Below are 14,734 nucleotides of genomic sequence, written 5' to 3' on the forward strand. Positions count from 1 at the left end.
TATTATGAACAAAGCACCATTAAACAAATTCGCTATCACTGCATCAGACTTCGACCTTGAAGCTTTTAACGAGGCGGTAAAGGACGTTCGTAACACCCGCAAGCAAGTTGTTGACTTCGGCGGCGATTTTGAAGACACCCGCGAGAAGTTAAATGAAGCGCACGAAGGGCTAAAGAAAGCCATGACAGACTTCAACCTTGATGAAATCACTAAGCTTACGGCTGAGTGCAAGCGATTAACGGCCAAGCTTGAAACAACACCTGTCACGAAAGTACAGGCATTCGACTTAGCAATGAACAAATTACACGAGTTTTTTGAGGCCGAGTGTCGCGCCCCAAAGGACGAAATCCAACTTGAAGATAAGAAGGCAGCATAAACATGTCAGCAGCAGAAGAATTACCAGTAGAACTTAGAGAACCCATCCCAGCTAGCGAGTTACCAGACCGCAAGGCTGTTGTTACCGAGCTGTTTAACACACGCCGCGCTATCGCTTTGATCGAGGCCGAGCAGCTAAAGGCACTCAAAGAACGCAAGGCCGAGCTTGAGAACTTCCTAAAGGCCACGCTAGAAGTGGGCGAAAAGGTGTCATACGCGGGCATTGGCTCTGTGTCTATGGCCGAAGAAACACAGCCCTCTGTAACCGATTGGGAGGCATTGTACGAGTACATTAAAGATAACGATGCATTCTACTTCCTACAGCGCAAAATCAACGCAGCGCCTTTTAGAGAGCTGTTAAGTACAGGCGAATCGCTTGTTGGTGTATCACCTATTCAAGTACGAAAAATATCAGTACGTAAAAATTAATTAGTATTACTATTGACTTAAATTAGTAGTAACACTACTATGCGACCTCAACTAGTTCTCTCTCATGTGAATTGTTGTGGTTGCTTGCTTGCCCCCGCTTACCTAGTCAGTTTGTGGGGGTTTATTGATCTTAGCGGGTCGAATTGACTCAATATCGAATTAACAAATTAACCAATAATCAGGAATAAATATTATGTCGAAGAAAACAGAAGTAGCAGTACAAGATGAGCGTTTTGGCGGTGTAGCAACTATCGAAGAGCGTAGCGCGTATGTGGGTCGTGGTTCAGAAGGCGTAACAGCAGCTGACCTTGCAATCCCTCGCTTGAAACTTCTTCAAATGATCAACCCAGAAGTAGAACCAGGCAATGCTCGTCGCGTTGATGGTGCTCAAGCTGGTATGATCATGAACAGTGTTACAGAAGAACTTCACACGTCAATGTTCGTAATAAACTTAAACTTCACTCGCAAGATTGTAGTATGGCGCAAACGTAAGTTAGGCGGCGGTATGGTTGGCTCGTTCGACACCGAAGTTGAAGCTTATGACGCGTTAGAAGAGCAAGGTCTAGCGGCTAAAGACCATGACATTTCAGAGAACCCAACTCATCTAGTGTTAGTGCTAGACGACGAAGGCAATCCGAAGTCAGTTGCTCTTCTTGATATGCCGGGGGTTAAAGCCAAAAAGTCACGAACGTGGAACACACTTATCGCTGGCGAAGAAAAACAAGGCAACCCTCGCTTTGGTTGTGTTTGGCAACTTGGCGTTGTGTCTGAGTCTAATAGCTCAGGTAATTTCTTCAACCTTGACGTATCACTTGTCGCCCATGCTCCCGATGAGTTATACGCGCAAGCTGTTGAAATGTACGACGCTATGTTTGCAAACAAAGCCGAAGCTGCATAATTAAAGCCCTCCACTTAGGGCTTTGGCCGACCTCACAAGGGTCGGCTTTTTTTGTGACCTAAAAGTATTAGTTGTATACGAACCGATCAACTTTCACACTAAACTTGAACCCAGTGTTAACAGTTACACCAGACTACACTTTTTTACTTTTCAAATGTTAAATGTTCCATTATGGTGCAGCCGCACGGCCTAGAGTGGTCAGACAAGAAGGAAATTTCATGTTTAAAGATTTCATGGTTGACCTAGAGTCAATGGGTACAGAATCAGGTGACGCTATCATTGCGATTGGCGTAGTACCAATGGACATTGCCGCCCGACAGCTTGGCGACGATTTCTACATTAAGGTTAGCCTAGAGAGTTGCCAAACAGTTGGACTGAATATCAATACAGACACCGTTATGTGGTGGATGCAGCAAGACCAAGCAGCCCGTGCCCAATTCAAAAATAACAACGCTTTCCCACGAATAGCTGATGCCCTGCGCCAACTAAGTCAGTTCATCGAGTACCAAGCAGGCCAATACTCAAAAGACGAGATCAATATATGGGGTAATGGCTCTATAATGGATAACGCGCTACTGAAAGCGGCCTACAAAGCGTGTAATGCCCCGCTACCTTGGACATATAAAGGCGACCTTTGCTACAGAACGCTACGCTCGCTTACACCCAATGTTACGGCCATTGAGCCAGAGATTGCACACCACGCTTTACATGACGCTAAAGCACAGGCACTGACTCTGTTCAAACGCTTTGACGCGCTAGGCCTATAATGATTGAATCGCAATACACGGCAAACATTGGAAAGCGTTTGCCCCCTGAAATAATGCGATCATGGAAGATTAACGATAACTTCGCAGGTGGTGTGCCCGATGCTTTTTACCGACATAGAAAGGGTGTGCGCCCTCTTTGGGTTGAGTACAAATTCCTCAAGGCACTGCCCAAGCGAGCTACTACTATAATTAAGCCTAACCTATCCCTACAGCAACTTTTGTGGCTACAGGAAAGCGTTGAGGCCAAAGAACTTGCAGCGGTGGTAATAGGCTGCGAATCACTTAAACACAAACGACAAGTGTGCGGCGTTGTACTAACCGACCCCGAAGAGTGGGTAAACGGTATAACGGCTGAACAATTTGCTGAACGCTCTAAAACACTGAACTATGACGCAATAGCCATGTTCATTACGAACACTACTAAAATAGGGGTGCTGGCCAACAATCTACTGTGACCTGAGTAGACAGGCTGGATGCCGATCCCGCTGGTAGACATGGCTTAGCAAGGCTTAGCAGTACATTGACAAATAACAGTGTCACTGTTACTATTGCTATAAGCAAAGCAACCACAACGGGTAATATGAATGGAATATAGTGACGACGTACTAAAAAAAGTACAACTAGCGTGGTCTACCCATAGAAATGCTGAGGCGCTTAACCAAGAAAAAGCGGCAAAGGCAATGGGTATGAACCAATCGGCTTTCAGCCAGTATCTTAGGGGTGCTATACCACTAAACACTGACTTTCTCACGAAGTTCACTGCTTTTACAGGTACAGAATTTGAAAACCTTGGCGTGAAAAACGGCGCAGTCAAGGGACGCCCTGTTAAGGTTAAGACAACTTTATCAGGCCGCAAGCCTAGTGTCTCATCTCTATTCGTTGAGACTATACTTGAGAGCGAGGAATCGTATCTTGTCGAGGTTGACTACCAAGACTACGCGCTGCCAAAAGGATCAATGTTACTGATTAACCCAAAAGGGTCAGTGCGCGAGAACGAAAGTGTTTTTTATGTGCGTGGGGGTCAGAACCCTAACGTCGTAGGTACTTTAGCAGAAACCGAAGAAGGCTGGGAGATTTTAGAGCAACTTTGGCAAGGCGGTAAACGCTATTTAGTCGACCCAGAAGACGACGTTAGTCGGGTCGTGTGTGTGTATTATCCGAACCAAAGGGGCAGACTATTTAAGTAAGCGGTTAGAACCCGCAGGACTATCGAATGCCGGACACTGAAAAAATAAGTATTAACACTGACATTATAGAAAAAGCGCCTCATTACAATACTCGTGGTATTGAGGCAATCAACTTCATACGGCATATGGATTTTGCACTAGGTAATGCGTTCAAATACGTTTGGCGCTATGGCCTGAAAGATGTTACTGACCTTGAAAAAGGTAAGCGGAATTATTATATACGCGACGCACTGGTACACCGCCCTACTCTAGTTAGCTGTGCTACCGCTGCACACCTTACTCGCCTGCTATCTACAGTAGCTGACGAGTTCGCCAAAGCGCAGTTTGAAATGTTGGTTTCCCTCATTTGGGCATCATCTGGCGACTACGACATGCTTATTAGCCGCGCTAAGCAGCTGGAGTTGTTCCCTATCTCTGTTGAAGCTTTGGTGCTGGGATAAAATATGATGGCTAAAGGTATTGAGTGGGTGACACTTAACGCTATGGCTAGCGCGACAGGTTATACTGTCGCCGCACTACGTAGTAAGATTAAACGTGGACAGTTGTTTGAGGAAAAGCATTGGCGCAGAGCGCAGGATGGTCGATTACTCATACATGTTGTAAATTTTAATGAATGGCTTAAACAGTAACACTAATAATTATGATAACAGCAAATGTAATAACAGATTCAATAGCAAATGGTGTACGAATCACTACAGTTGAACTACAATATCCTAGGTTTATACACGCAGAGCTTATGACGCACCGTGTCTTTTCACGTAACGCCGCAAGCTCCCGCGCAATACCTGCAAAAAAAGTAAGGGAACAAGTATGGAAGGAACCAGCATTGCCCGTGCATTGGGGCAAGAACCAGCGTGGCATGCAAGCGAAGAACAGCCTGCACGGTATGAAATTACGCTTAGCGCGGACTTTGTGGCGCTCTGCATCAAACGTGGCCTGCGGGTTACATTGGGCGATGGAAAAAGTATCGCTACACAAGCAAGTCTCGAATCGTATATTAGAAACGTTCCAAACAATGAAGGTTTTGGTTACATCAACGGAGTGGGCGAATTTCTTATGGTTACGCGACCATGAAGACGCACAGCCTGAGATACGTGTACTCGCTGAGCGGCTTAGTTTAGCCCTAGATAGTAGTAACCCTACTAATTTGGGCTATCAGGAGTGGCACATGCCTTACATTACCCCTGAGCTACGTGAAAAGTATGACTTGCAAACACTGTTGATGATTTCGGTTTCATGTTGTGCACAGATTAGCTACCGTATGCTAGATGCGTCTGTAGAAAAGGCGCGTATGATATTTGACTCATTAACATCAGGTAGCCGTGTGCATGCGTCACCTTTTGAGCACCAAGCATCACCTATTCCAACATACCACAAGTTGAGTAATACAAAGGCCAAGCGCATAGGCGTAACGCATGTAGATACCGATGGTGTTCGTTGGTCTGGGAACTTCCGAGGCTGGGTTCAACACAGACAGCTTGTTAAAGGACATGTTGTGTCTGGATGAAGCCCAAGACGCGTACTTAGTTACTATTAGATAGGGATGCCCCCTGTGTACCCTTAGGTATACTAAGAGGGGCATTCTTGCGAATAAGGTTTCAGCTATTCAATATAAAAACTATTAAATACAATATCATGCCGTAAAACACTGAATTCACCCCTTGCTCTAGCATTTTAACAAACTGTAATATAGTATTAAAAGCTATTGTTAAAGCCACACTAATTGATGATCGCTTTAACCAATTTAAAGGGACTGAACTTATGCAAAAATATGGCTTATCTTTTATTTCTGATGTCGATCTTTTTGAGCATGTAAAAGACACTATTGGGAAGTACAGATTCACAATAAATTTGAAAGAATTTAATAAAAACCTAGTAGACCCCATCAAATTAACATTCGATGCGAAGGTTTATAATAAAACAGTCGAACAAATCATCGAATCTGAGTCGCTTAGGCAGATTGACAAGTCGAATACTAATCATATCGGCTACTTCCATCAAAATATATTTAAATACTTCAAAGGCTGGCATGTGCCCCCTAAGGGTTTTGACGCTGTTCACGAAGGATTAAAGATATTTGTGGAAATGAAGAATAAGCACAATACAATGAATTCTGCTTCAAGCCAAAAAACTTATATGAAAATGCAAAATAAAATTTTACGCGATGATCGAGCTACATGCTACTTAGTTGAAATAATAGCTAAAAATAGTCAAGACATAAAATGGAACATAAGTCTGGATGGAGAGCCGGTTTCAAATAAAAATATCAGGCGCACATCTATAGATAAGTTTTACGAGATTATAACAGGCGAACCTGACTCATTTAAGAAGCTATGTGAAGTGATACCTAAAGTTATCGACGACGTTATGCTCGAAGGCAAAATCAAAGGGCATAAAAACACTGTTTTCGATGAGCTAAAAGAATTGTCTCCTAATATTCTAAAAAGTATTTACCTCCTATCATTTGAAAAATATCAAGGTTTTAGTGATTTAAATATTGCGGAGAATCCCTAATTTTAGCCTCAAAATAATCGCTTAATCTTTTGACAGACCTTAGGGACTAACGTCTAGTCCCTTTATTTGATACATTGCTCCTTTTTGGTGAACAGACTAGAGTATTTTGTTATACTCCGCCAGCAGTTTACAATGGCAGACAATATGCTTAATTTAGAAAATATAAAAGACGGCTTTAGTGCAGAGTTATTAGCAGACGTTTTATCACTACCTAAACGCTCTGTAGAATCGAAGATAAAGAAAGGCGAACTTACACCTAACCCCGAAAATAAATTAATCCCACTAGACCAACTAACACATTTTAAAGAAATTAAAAGCCTCTTGAGTTCCACATGGGATGAAGAAATTAACATTCGACCATTAAGAGATTATAACCTAGTTGAGCTTTTCGCAGGTGGTGGGGGTCTAGCGTTGGGGATGGAGGTTGCTGGCTTCAAAAGTGTTTTACTGAATGAGCTAGACAAGCACGCCTGTAACACGCTGAAACACAATAGACCGGAATGGAATGTTATCCAAGGTGACATATCAACCATTGATTTTAAGGGAATTAAAAAAGATGTTGATATTGTTACAGGAGGGTTTCCTTGCCAAGCTTTCTCTTACGCAGGTAAAAGCCTTGGGTTTGAAGACACCAGAGGTACATTATTTTTCGAAATGGCCAGAGCAATTAAAGATTTGAAACCGAAGGTCTTTATGGCTGAAAACGTTAAGGCACTCTTAAAACATGATCACGGTCGCACACTGGAAGTAATTAGAGATATTATTGATGAGCTGGGTTATGTACTTGTTGAGCCGAAGGTTTTAAAAGCCATTTTCTATAAAGTACCTCAGAAACGAGAAAGGCTTATACTTGTAGGTATAAGAAAAGACTTAGTGGGCAGTGACTTCACTTTCCAGTGGCCATCGACCTATAAGAGGATTTTACCCCTTAAAGATGCATTTTACGCAGGTGAGCTTTATGCAACTGATGTTCCTCCATCTCAGGGACAAAAATACCCCGAGCGTAAAAAAGAAATAATGGAGCATGTTTCGCCCGGCGGTTACTGGAGAGATCTCCCTGACGACCTTCAACGTGAGTACATGAAAGCTAGTTACTTCCTATCTGGCGGGAAAACAGGTATGGCGCGTAGATTATCTTTGCAAGAACCAAGCTTGACTCTAACTACAGCTCCTGCCCAAAAACAGACTGAAAGGTGTCACCCACTAGAGACAAGACCACTTCAGGTAAGAGAGTATGCACGAATACAGACATTTCCTGATAGCTGGGAGTTTCAAGGCCCCCTTTCCGCAGTCTACAAGCAAATAGGCAATGCTGTGCCTGTTAATATGGCGGCCGCTATAGGCAGGTCATTAGTTCGGTTGCTTAATAATTTAGAAGGTCAGTAACCTAAAGTCTCTTTAATTTTTATAGTGTTACTCATAACCCACCCCTTATCAATAGCTCCCCAAGAGCGGATTTCATAGAATCCGTTCTTAGTAGCTCCTAGATAGCAACAGGTAATGTCTAATTCCTCAAGAGCTGCTATCGTATCTTGTGCAGTTCTTCTTGGTATGTTTATTTCATCCATTATTTTTTTTATTGTATTAACTTCACTATCAATGAGGCTCGCTATTAAAAGCCTTCTGTAAAACGAGCTTTTTGTTTTGCTGATCATACTACTACCTTTTTTTCTTTAGACATATATTATCACTTCAGAACTTACCATACACTTTTGGAGTTGAGTAGCATGATTACTCACACCAATTTTTCGCTTTAGTGCCGCCATCATAAGCTACACCTAGGCCTGAGCTGATTAGAATGTCAGTCAGGCTTTTGTTATCAACATATACGTCAGCAACTATCCTAAAATACTTACCACGTTTCGTGTTCCTAAGCTCAATGACTTTGGCTGAACGTAGGGCTTCGACTGTTACTTGTTTGGCCTTGCGCGCTAAATCTTTCTCTTTCTGACACTTGCCTCTCATTTCTGGTGTATCGACACCCGCTACGCGAATACCTATGCGCTCGCCAATTAACGAGTGTACACCACTGATATTTGCGCGAAATGTGTCGCCATCATAAATAGAAGTGACCTCTGAGACTGTTAGGCTGCCGTGGTTCCTATCTTTAATACTAACGGCATAAGAGCTGCCACTGACTATAAGTAGCAACAATAATAGTAAACGCATGAACTGTTAGCCTTTTTAACATAATGGATTAGCTCGATTCTAGCGTAATGAATCCCAACGCGCTAGACAGAACTCGAAGTGATGCCCTACCCCATTTTAATCAAAGAGTAAAGTTGTCGGGTGCTTTGCGCCAAAACGCGGAAATTCTGGGTCCACTGTGGGGCCATTCGGGGTCTACTTTTTGGGTCTGGGGCCATAATGGGGCTGTACCGATTATCAAGGATGATAACCCATGTCAATCGTGCAGCCCACATAAAACATAGGGGGGTAATCCATGCTCATCTATGTGTATAAAAACACGTATAATTCTTGCTTAACAATGATTCACACTATAACATGAGAGCAATAATAAGTTAGAATAATTAGATTGAAAATTTCAATAAAGGCCTTATTCAGCCTGCGTTTATCTAAATTTAATCTCTGATCAGATAATTCAATTGAGCGTGTATGTCAGAACAAATTTTTGAGCTAAAAGGGAATCTTTTTACGTTATCAGTTTTACATCTTTACAGTACTGATATAAACCTTTTAGCAGAGCAACTGTATATAAAAATAGCCCAAGCGCCCAAGTTTTTTGAAGGTGCGCCTATTGTTGTTAACTTAATTGAGATAAAAAATAACTCTCTCGATTTTGTTCATTTAAAATCATTACTTGAGCGTATGAGCTTTAATGCGGTTGGTGTGTGTAATGGCTCAGACGAGCAACATACGCAAGCCAAAGCAGCTGGCCTCTCTGTATTAAATTATTCACAAGACGTTAAGAGTGAATCTGTTAAAAAAGAACCCAATACGTCTATTGTTGAAAAAACAGTGCACTTGCCTGCACAAATAATTAATGGCACGGTACGCTCTGGTCAGCAAGTTTATGCAAAAGATCGCGATTTAGTGGTACTAGGTGCTGTAAGCCATGGCGCAGAAGTTATTGCAGATGGCAACGTACATATATACGGAACCCTGCGTGGTAGAGCAATCGCTGGCGCAAAAGGGTTTAAAAACGCACATATATTTTGTAATCGCTTAGAAGCAGAACTTGTTTCTATTAATGGCAATTACTGGATCAGTGATTCACTGCAAGGTGAACACTGGGGTAGCGCTGTGCAGATACAACAAAAAAATGAATCATTAGAAATTTCAGCTTTGGTTAAAGGATAAATCTCATGGCAAAAGTTATTGTCGTTACCTCGGGTAAAGGTGGTGTTGGTAAAACAACGTCAAGTGCCGCAATTGGTACAGGCTTAGCATTAAAAGGCTACAAAACAGTTATTATCGATTTCGATATTGGCTTACGTAATTTAGATTTAATTATGGGTTGTGAACGTCGTGTAGTGTACGACTTTGTAAACGTAATTAATGGTGAAGCAAATTTAAATCAAGCACTTATTAAAGATAAGCGCGTTGATAAACTATTTTTACTCCCTGCATCACAAACTCGTGATAAAGACGCCCTAACACGCGAAGGTGTTGAGCGCGTGCTTAACGAATTAAAAGAAGACTTTGATTACATTGTTTGTGATTCACCAGCGGGTATTGAAGCTGGCGCTATGATGGCTATGTACTTTGCCGATGAAGCAATTGTAACAACAAACCCTGAAGTATCGTCAGTGCGAGATTCAGACCGTATTTTAGGTATTTTACACAGTAAGTCTAAGCGCGCTGAAGAAGGTTTAGAAAACATAAAAGAACATCTATTAATTACTCGCTACAATCCAGATCGTGTTTCTAAAGGTGAAATGTTATCGGTTGAAGATATTCAGGATATTTTAGCGATTGATTTATTAGGCGTTATTCCTGAGTCTCAAGCAGTATTAAGCGCATCTAACTCTGGCCAACCTGTTATTTTAGACAGTGAGTCTGATGCAGGACAAGCTTATGCAGATGCGATTAGCCGCTTACTAGGTGAGACTGTCGACTTTCGCTTCTTAGATGTAGAGAAAAAAGGTTTATTCAAACGGATATTTGGAGGTTAACGTGTCTTTACTTGACTACTTCCGCTCAGAAAAGAAAAACAGTGCGTCATTAGCAAAAGAGCGATTGCAGATCATAGTCGCGCACGAACGTTCTCAACGAGGAACGCCGGATTACTTACCACAATTAAAACAAGATATTTTAGATGTGATCCGTAAATACGTTAACGTGAGCAGTGATGCAGTCCAAGTTCAATTTGATCAGAACGAAGATGACTTAGCCGTGCTTGAGCTAAACGTAACCTTGCCTGACGAAGAGCCAAAAGTATAAGGCAGTAATTAAGCATTAAATTACTGCTCGCAAAAAAGCCGTTCATTAAAATGAACGGCTTTTTTATTACCTCTTAGCACTCATTATAATCTTGGAGCCAGAAGTCAATAAAGGCACTGGGTCTATAATAATATAAACTCGTTTTTGTTTTGCATTCATCTTATATTTTTATAAGGCTTTCAGCATCTAATAATTTACTGCCTTTGTGGTCCGTTACCGCATAGTTAAAACCTGATTGAATACAAAATGAACCGTACTCCCCCGATTTACTCAAGGCTAAAAATCCTACTTGAAACTGTTTGTAATCCCCAAGTTTATTGGCTATACGCTCAACAGCGGCTTTGCAAGCTTGTGTGGGTGTCATGCCTTGGCGCATCATTTCAACCACTAAATGACAACCAACCGTTTTTATCATTAACTCCCCCATACCCGTAGCTGTTGCAGCGCCAATATCGTTATCAACATACAATCCAGCACCTATTATTGGCGAGTCGCCTACTCGGCCTGACATTTTAAATGCAGCACCACTGGTAGTGCATGCTCCTGATAAATTACCATTATTATCAAGTGCTAACATACCAATTGTGTCGTGATTTTCGATATTGATCACCGGTGCATATTTTGATTCTATTAGCCAATCTTGCCACGCCTTTTTAGCTTTAGCGGTTAACAGGTGTTCTTCAAGAAACCCCTGCGACTTTGCGAACTGCTGTGCACCTTCACCCACTAGCATCACATGTGGGGTTTTATCCATCACTAGACGAGCTACCGAAATTGGGTGTTTAATATTTTGTAAAAAAGCGACTGCACCACAATTTTGGTTTTCATCCATGATACAAGCATCTAAAGTAACTTTACCTTCCCTATCAGGGTAACCGCCATACCCAACTGTCATCACATCTGGATCGGCCTCAGGGATGCGAACTCCAGCTTCGACCGCGTCAATGGCTTTACCATTATCAATCAGTACTTGTCAAGCTGCTTTATTGGCTGCGATCCCGTGCTGCCAAGTTGATACAACAATAGGTTTACGCGGTGTCATACTGGCTACTTTGTTGATGTTTTGCTTATGAGCCATAGTCTTTACTGTAAATGCAGCTGTACCTAGAGCAAATAAAGTGGTTAACGACTGTTTTAAAAAGTGTCTTTTACTATTCATGGCTAAACCCTGCTCTTTAATTAATATTTTATTAGCCGTTGCTCTACTAAAAAGTGCTATAGATGCTATTGATGTATCAGCCAAATAACTTAGTAGCGCTAATGAAAAGGCCAGAGTATGTGCGTCTGGCCTTTACAGTGCTAAAACTATTTTTCTAATCCGAGTAATTCAATATCAGCAATTTGCAATAAGCCATCATTATTCGCATTTTTACTAATGCTCAGACGATAACTTCCAAAAGAGAAACCATTATTAAATTTAAATGAGCGTCTTTGTAAGCGATCCTCCCAGCTTTCACCTATCCATGTGGCCACAACTGTCCAAGTTTGCCCCCCATCATTTGAACCTAATAAGCTAAAGTTTTCAGGATCTCGCTCTGGTGCATCATTAGCACTAGTTATCGCAAGTCCGCCCACTGTTTGTGCATCAATAAAATCCACTTGTATCCATGCTGGATTTTCCTCTGTTGGTGCGCCTTTCCAATCATTGTGATCAAGCCATTTAGTACTATTATCATCATCGAAAGCTTTATCTGCACTCTCAGCATCACCAATACTAAAGCGTGCTGTAAACACAGTAGCGACCAATGCTGTCAAATCTTTAAAGGAATACTCAGGGCCAATCATGCCAACTTCAGCTATTTGCATTAAGCCATCATTATTAGCATTTTTGGATACTGAAAGTCGATAGTGGCTATACGCTAAAGTATTCGCAACTGAAAACATTCTTTTTTCAAGTCGTTCAGCAAAGCTTTCCCCGACCCAAGAGCCTAAGTTTCGCCAAGTTTCACCATCATTTGAGGCTAATAATGCAAACGAATCCGGATCACGCTCAGGAGCATCACTTGCACTGGTAAGAGTTAATGTATTAACGGCTTTAGGCGCCGGCAAAGTAACTTGCACCCAAGCTGGATCATCAGCTGTAGGAGGCCCTTGCCAATCATTATGATCTAGCCATTTGGTATTTACGTCATTATCAAAAGCTTGCGCAGCCCCTTCACTATCGCTGATACTAAACCGTGCGGTGTAGCTCGCTCCCGTCATTTTACTGTGTTCAGAGCCCGGTAATTCAGGACCAATCAAATCAATGTCGGCGATTTGTAATAAACCATCATTATTTTTACTTACTTCTAAACGATAACTGTTAAAAGCGAGTTGATTCTGAAAAGAAAAAGCTCTGCGTTGCGCTCTCGAGTCAAAAGACTCACCAACCCAACTTGCCATTTTCTGCCATGTCGCTCCATCATCATTTGAGGCTAACACTGCAAAGTTTTCAGGATCACGTTCTGGCGCATCATTTGCACTAACTATTACTAATTGATCCACTGCAACTGGATCAGTAAAATCCATTTGGATCCAAGATGGCGTTTCTTCACTTGGCCCTCCTTGCCAATCATTATGATCTAGCCATTTAGTTGTTGGGTCATTATCAAATGCTTTATCGTGATTTTCTGCTTCTCCAATACTATTACTGGCACTGGCTGTCCCTCTATTCACATCTGTGTGATCAATACTCTTAAAAACTGGCCCAACAAACTGAATTTCCGATAGTTGTACTAAACCATCATTATTTTTATTCTTTTTAATATTGAGTCGATAACTCAAGTATTTTTGTCCATTAACAAAGCTAAACTGTTGACGAGAAAGGCGTTCGTCAAATGTCGCGCCAATAATATTTGCAAGCTCTGACCAACTTGCTCCCCCATCATTTGATCCTAGTACAGTAAAGTTTTCAGGATCTCGCTCTGGAGCATCATTCGCACTAGTAATAAAAATACTACTAACGGCCTGAGGCTGAGCAAAATCAACTTGTATCCATGACGGTGATTCTTCGCTCGGTGCACCTAACCAGTCATTATGATCTAACCATTTTGTATCGAGATTATTATCAAATGCTTTTGAAGCACTTTCTGCATCACTTATCGCGTTGCGAGCAGTCAATACTGCGCCAGTTAGGTTTTCAACTGTTGTTATTTCTTGTAGTGGACCTGTTGATAATGCGACCTCAAATAATGGTAGCGATAAATCAACGACACTATCGGCAGTTAATCCAAACTCAGCCGTTAAAGGATGTACACTAATGGCATCATAAATACGTTGGCGAAACACAGTTAGGGCATCATTGTCATCAGCAAGAGCAGCGGTGATATTCTGCTGCGCATTCTCCATAATAGATCTTAAATTCTCAGTCTCACTAAACTGTGCGAAAGACGCATTTAAAAGCGATAATTTAACGGTAGTTTCGTCTGCATATTGTACAGAACAGATTTGCTCTGCATCAGCATTTTCTTCGCAATTTTCTCCAATAATAAAGTTTTCAAGTTTATCTGGGCTTATCACAGCCATGGTAAACACATTCGTATTACCGGTTTGCCATCCGATAGTGCGTAACAACAATGCCGACATTTGTGCTTGTGCCAATGCCATAAGCTCTGGTGTTGATACATTGCGACCTTCAGCAATTTGCTGCTCTACTAACTGTGTAGCTAACGTTGTTAGAGCATTAACTTGTAACTTCGTGTCTTCAATACCGTCAGCAGCATTACCATAAGGCACCTTTAATTGCCCTAAAGTTGAAAATATACTGCCAGCAATGACTGAACTACTAGTTTGCTGAGCAAAGTCTGCATCTCCACAGCGCAAGGCATCACATAACATTGTTGAGCTATCCGTTGTGGTAACACTCAATTTCACTGTGGTATTAATACCAAAACCAGCATCACTGGTTAACTCTAAAAAAAAATGCCCATCTTGATCTGTCGCGTGTGCCGCGCGCATCGTTAAGTTACTGCCATTTAATGCAGAAATCGAAATATCAGCATTTGCTAAAATACCTTTGACCACGGTTCCTGCAATTTCAGCATGTGTAACGTCAGGCGTTACTGAGACATTGTTTGCCTGAGGGTCATTGTTTGAACCACCGCATGCACTAAGTAGGCTTGCTGCGAATAGCGATGTCCCTGCAAGCTTAAATCTATTTAGTCTATTCATAATTTTGCCTT

17 protein-coding genes and 1 pseudogene are annotated in these 14,734 nt (G+C 41.8%); 14 read left to right on the forward strand and 4 right to left on the reverse strand.

The genetic code is table 11. From position 1 onward, the window contains the following. The first annotated feature begins 4 nt into the window (after positions 1-4). The 11 genes from H5079_RS04715 to H5079_RS04765 all read left to right on the forward strand — a co-directional run bounded on the left by H5079_RS04715 (position 5) and on the right by H5079_RS04765 (position 7,556). Positions 5-376 carry a hypothetical protein gene (locus H5079_RS04715; RefSeq protein WP_182683570.1) on the forward strand — a complete coding sequence of 124 codons (372 nt, stop codon included), beginning with the start codon at positions 5-7 and terminating at the stop codon, positions 374-376. A 2-nt stretch (positions 377-378) separates the two neighbouring features. After that, the gene (locus tag H5079_RS04720; protein ID WP_179806842.1) at positions 379-804 is read left to right on the forward strand and encodes a hypothetical protein; all 426 of its coding nucleotides are present in this window, start codon (positions 379-381) and stop codon (positions 802-804) included. Positions 805-997: 193 nt separating this feature from the next. After that, positions 998-1,702 carry a hypothetical protein gene (locus H5079_RS04725; protein ID WP_179806843.1) on the forward strand — a complete coding sequence of 235 codons (705 nt, stop codon included), beginning with the start codon at positions 998-1,000 and terminating at the stop codon, positions 1,700-1,702. Positions 1,703-1,920: 218 nt separating this feature from the next. Further along, on the forward strand, positions 1,921-2,469 hold the full coding sequence (locus H5079_RS04730; RefSeq protein ID WP_182683571.1) for a 3'-5' exonuclease: 549 nt from the start codon (positions 1,921-1,923) through the stop codon (positions 2,467-2,469). Then, positions 2,469-2,924: a hypothetical protein gene (locus tag H5079_RS04735; protein ID WP_182683572.1), complete on the forward strand. Its 456-nt coding sequence runs from the start codon at positions 2,469-2,471 to the stop codon at positions 2,922-2,924. Before H5079_RS04730 ends, H5079_RS04735 begins: the two co-directional genes overlap by 1 nt. A gap of 129 nt (positions 2,925-3,053) precedes the next feature. Next, entirely contained in the window at positions 3,054-3,656 is a 603-nt protein-coding gene (locus H5079_RS04740) for a helix-turn-helix transcriptional regulator (protein ID WP_179806846.1), read from the forward strand. A 26-nt stretch (positions 3,657-3,682) separates the two neighbouring features. Further along, the gene (locus H5079_RS04745) at positions 3,683-4,096 is read left to right on the forward strand and encodes a DUF3310 domain-containing protein (protein WP_179806847.1); all 414 of its coding nucleotides are present in this window, start codon (positions 3,683-3,685) and stop codon (positions 4,094-4,096) included. A gap of 3 nt (positions 4,097-4,099) precedes the next feature. Then, positions 4,100-4,285, forward strand: coding sequence for an excisionase (locus H5079_RS04750; RefSeq protein WP_182683573.1), 186 nt, complete (start codon positions 4,100-4,102; stop codon positions 4,283-4,285). Positions 4,286-4,296: 11 nt separating this feature from the next. Further along, on the forward strand, positions 4,297-5,163 hold the full coding sequence (locus H5079_RS04755; RefSeq protein WP_182683574.1) for an FAD-dependent thymidylate synthase: 867 nt from the start codon (positions 4,297-4,299) through the stop codon (positions 5,161-5,163). A gap of 254 nt (positions 5,164-5,417) precedes the next feature. Then, positions 5,418-6,170, forward strand: coding sequence for an Eco47II family restriction endonuclease (locus H5079_RS04760; protein ID WP_182683575.1), 753 nt, complete (start codon positions 5,418-5,420; stop codon positions 6,168-6,170). A 132-nt stretch (positions 6,171-6,302) separates the two neighbouring features. Next, positions 6,303-7,556 carry a DNA cytosine methyltransferase gene (locus tag H5079_RS04765; protein WP_220488942.1) on the forward strand — a complete coding sequence of 418 codons (1,254 nt, stop codon included), beginning with the start codon at positions 6,303-6,305 and terminating at the stop codon, positions 7,554-7,556. On the opposite strand, the gene H5079_RS04770 is transcribed toward H5079_RS04765, so the two are convergent. Continuing rightward, positions 7,550-7,825, reverse strand: a complete 276-nt coding sequence (locus H5079_RS04770) for a helix-turn-helix domain-containing protein (RefSeq protein ID WP_182683576.1) — start codon at positions 7,823-7,825, stop codon at positions 7,550-7,552. The genes H5079_RS04765 and H5079_RS04770 overlap by 7 nt on opposite strands. A 76-nt stretch (positions 7,826-7,901) precedes the next feature. Then, entirely contained in the window at positions 7,902-8,339 is a 438-nt protein-coding gene (locus tag H5079_RS04775) for a thermonuclease family protein (protein ID WP_182683577.1), read from the reverse strand. 447 nt (positions 8,340-8,786) lie between these two features. Here H5079_RS04775 and minC point away from each other — a divergent pair, with 447 nt between their 5' ends. The 3 genes from minC to minE are packed head-to-tail and all read left to right on the forward strand — an operon-like array spanning position 8,787 to position 10,574. Next, positions 8,787-9,491 (forward strand): septum site-determining protein MinC, encoded by a 705-nt coding sequence (gene minC / locus H5079_RS04780; RefSeq protein WP_011330131.1) that lies wholly within the window; start codon positions 8,787-8,789, stop codon positions 9,489-9,491. A gap of 5 nt (positions 9,492-9,496) precedes the next feature. Continuing rightward, positions 9,497-10,306 (forward strand): septum site-determining protein MinD, encoded by an 810-nt coding sequence (minD, locus tag H5079_RS04785; RefSeq protein ID WP_011330130.1) that lies wholly within the window; start codon positions 9,497-9,499, stop codon positions 10,304-10,306. A 1-nt stretch (position 10,307) separates the two neighbouring features. Then, complete coding sequence (gene minE, locus H5079_RS04790; RefSeq protein ID WP_024604840.1) at positions 10,308-10,574, forward strand: cell division topological specificity factor MinE; 267 nt, start codon at positions 10,308-10,310, stop codon at positions 10,572-10,574. A gap of 160 nt (positions 10,575-10,734) precedes the next feature. Here minE and H5079_RS04795 read toward each other — a convergent pair. Both H5079_RS04795 and H5079_RS04800 read right to left on the reverse strand, forming a co-directional pair. Beyond that, positions 10,735-11,733: pseudogene (locus H5079_RS04795) on the reverse strand (isoaspartyl peptidase/L-asparaginase family protein). A gap of 146 nt (positions 11,734-11,879) precedes the next feature. Next, positions 11,880-14,723 carry a discoidin domain-containing protein gene (locus H5079_RS04800; RefSeq protein ID WP_182683578.1) on the reverse strand — a complete coding sequence of 948 codons (2,844 nt, stop codon included), beginning with the start codon at positions 14,721-14,723 and terminating at the stop codon, positions 11,880-11,882. Between the last annotated feature and the right edge of the window lie 11 nt (positions 14,724-14,734).

The organism is Pseudoalteromonas sp. SG44-5 (assembly GCF_014164175.1).
In the GTDB taxonomy this organism is placed as follows: domain Bacteria; phylum Pseudomonadota; class Gammaproteobacteria; order Enterobacterales; family Alteromonadaceae; genus Pseudoalteromonas; species Pseudoalteromonas nigrifaciens.

Bases quoted from the DNA above. Each gene is read 5' to 3' on its own strand.
- H5079_RS04715 (WP_182683570.1), top strand. From the start codon at position 5: ATGAACAAAGCACCATTAAACAAATTCGCTATCACTGCATCAGACTTC.
- H5079_RS04720 (WP_179806842.1), top strand. From the start codon at position 379: ATGTCAGCAGCAGAAGAATTACCAGTAGAACTTAGAGAACCCATCCCA.
- H5079_RS04725 (WP_179806843.1), top strand. From the start codon at position 998: ATGTCGAAGAAAACAGAAGTAGCAGTACAAGATGAGCGTTTTGGCGGT.
- H5079_RS04730 (WP_182683571.1), top strand. From the start codon at position 1,921: ATGTTTAAAGATTTCATGGTTGACCTAGAGTCAATGGGTACAGAATCA.
- H5079_RS04735 (WP_182683572.1), top strand. From the start codon at position 2,469: ATGATTGAATCGCAATACACGGCAAACATTGGAAAGCGTTTGCCCCCT.
- H5079_RS04740 (WP_179806846.1), top strand. From the start codon at position 3,054: ATGGAATATAGTGACGACGTACTAAAAAAAGTACAACTAGCGTGGTCT.
- H5079_RS04745 (WP_179806847.1), top strand. From the start codon at position 3,683: ATGCCGGACACTGAAAAAATAAGTATTAACACTGACATTATAGAAAAA.
- H5079_RS04750 (WP_182683573.1), top strand. From the start codon at position 4,100: ATGATGGCTAAAGGTATTGAGTGGGTGACACTTAACGCTATGGCTAGC.
- H5079_RS04755 (WP_182683574.1), top strand. From the start codon at position 4,297: ATGATAACAGCAAATGTAATAACAGATTCAATAGCAAATGGTGTACGA.
- H5079_RS04760 (WP_182683575.1), top strand. From the start codon at position 5,418: ATGCAAAAATATGGCTTATCTTTTATTTCTGATGTCGATCTTTTTGAG.
- H5079_RS04765 (WP_220488942.1), top strand. From the start codon at position 6,303: ATGGCAGACAATATGCTTAATTTAGAAAATATAAAAGACGGCTTTAGT.
- H5079_RS04770 (WP_182683576.1), bottom strand. From the start codon at position 7,825: ATGATCAGCAAAACAAAAAGCTCGTTTTACAGAAGGCTTTTAATAGCG.
- H5079_RS04775 (WP_182683577.1), bottom strand. From the start codon at position 8,339: ATGCGTTTACTATTATTGTTGCTACTTATAGTCAGTGGCAGCTCTTAT.
- minC (WP_011330131.1), top strand. From the start codon at position 8,787: ATGTCAGAACAAATTTTTGAGCTAAAAGGGAATCTTTTTACGTTATCA.
- minD (WP_011330130.1), top strand. From the start codon at position 9,497: ATGGCAAAAGTTATTGTCGTTACCTCGGGTAAAGGTGGTGTTGGTAAA.
- H5079_RS04800 (WP_182683578.1), bottom strand. From the start codon at position 14,723: ATGAATAGACTAAATAGATTTAAGCTTGCAGGGACATCGCTATTCGCA.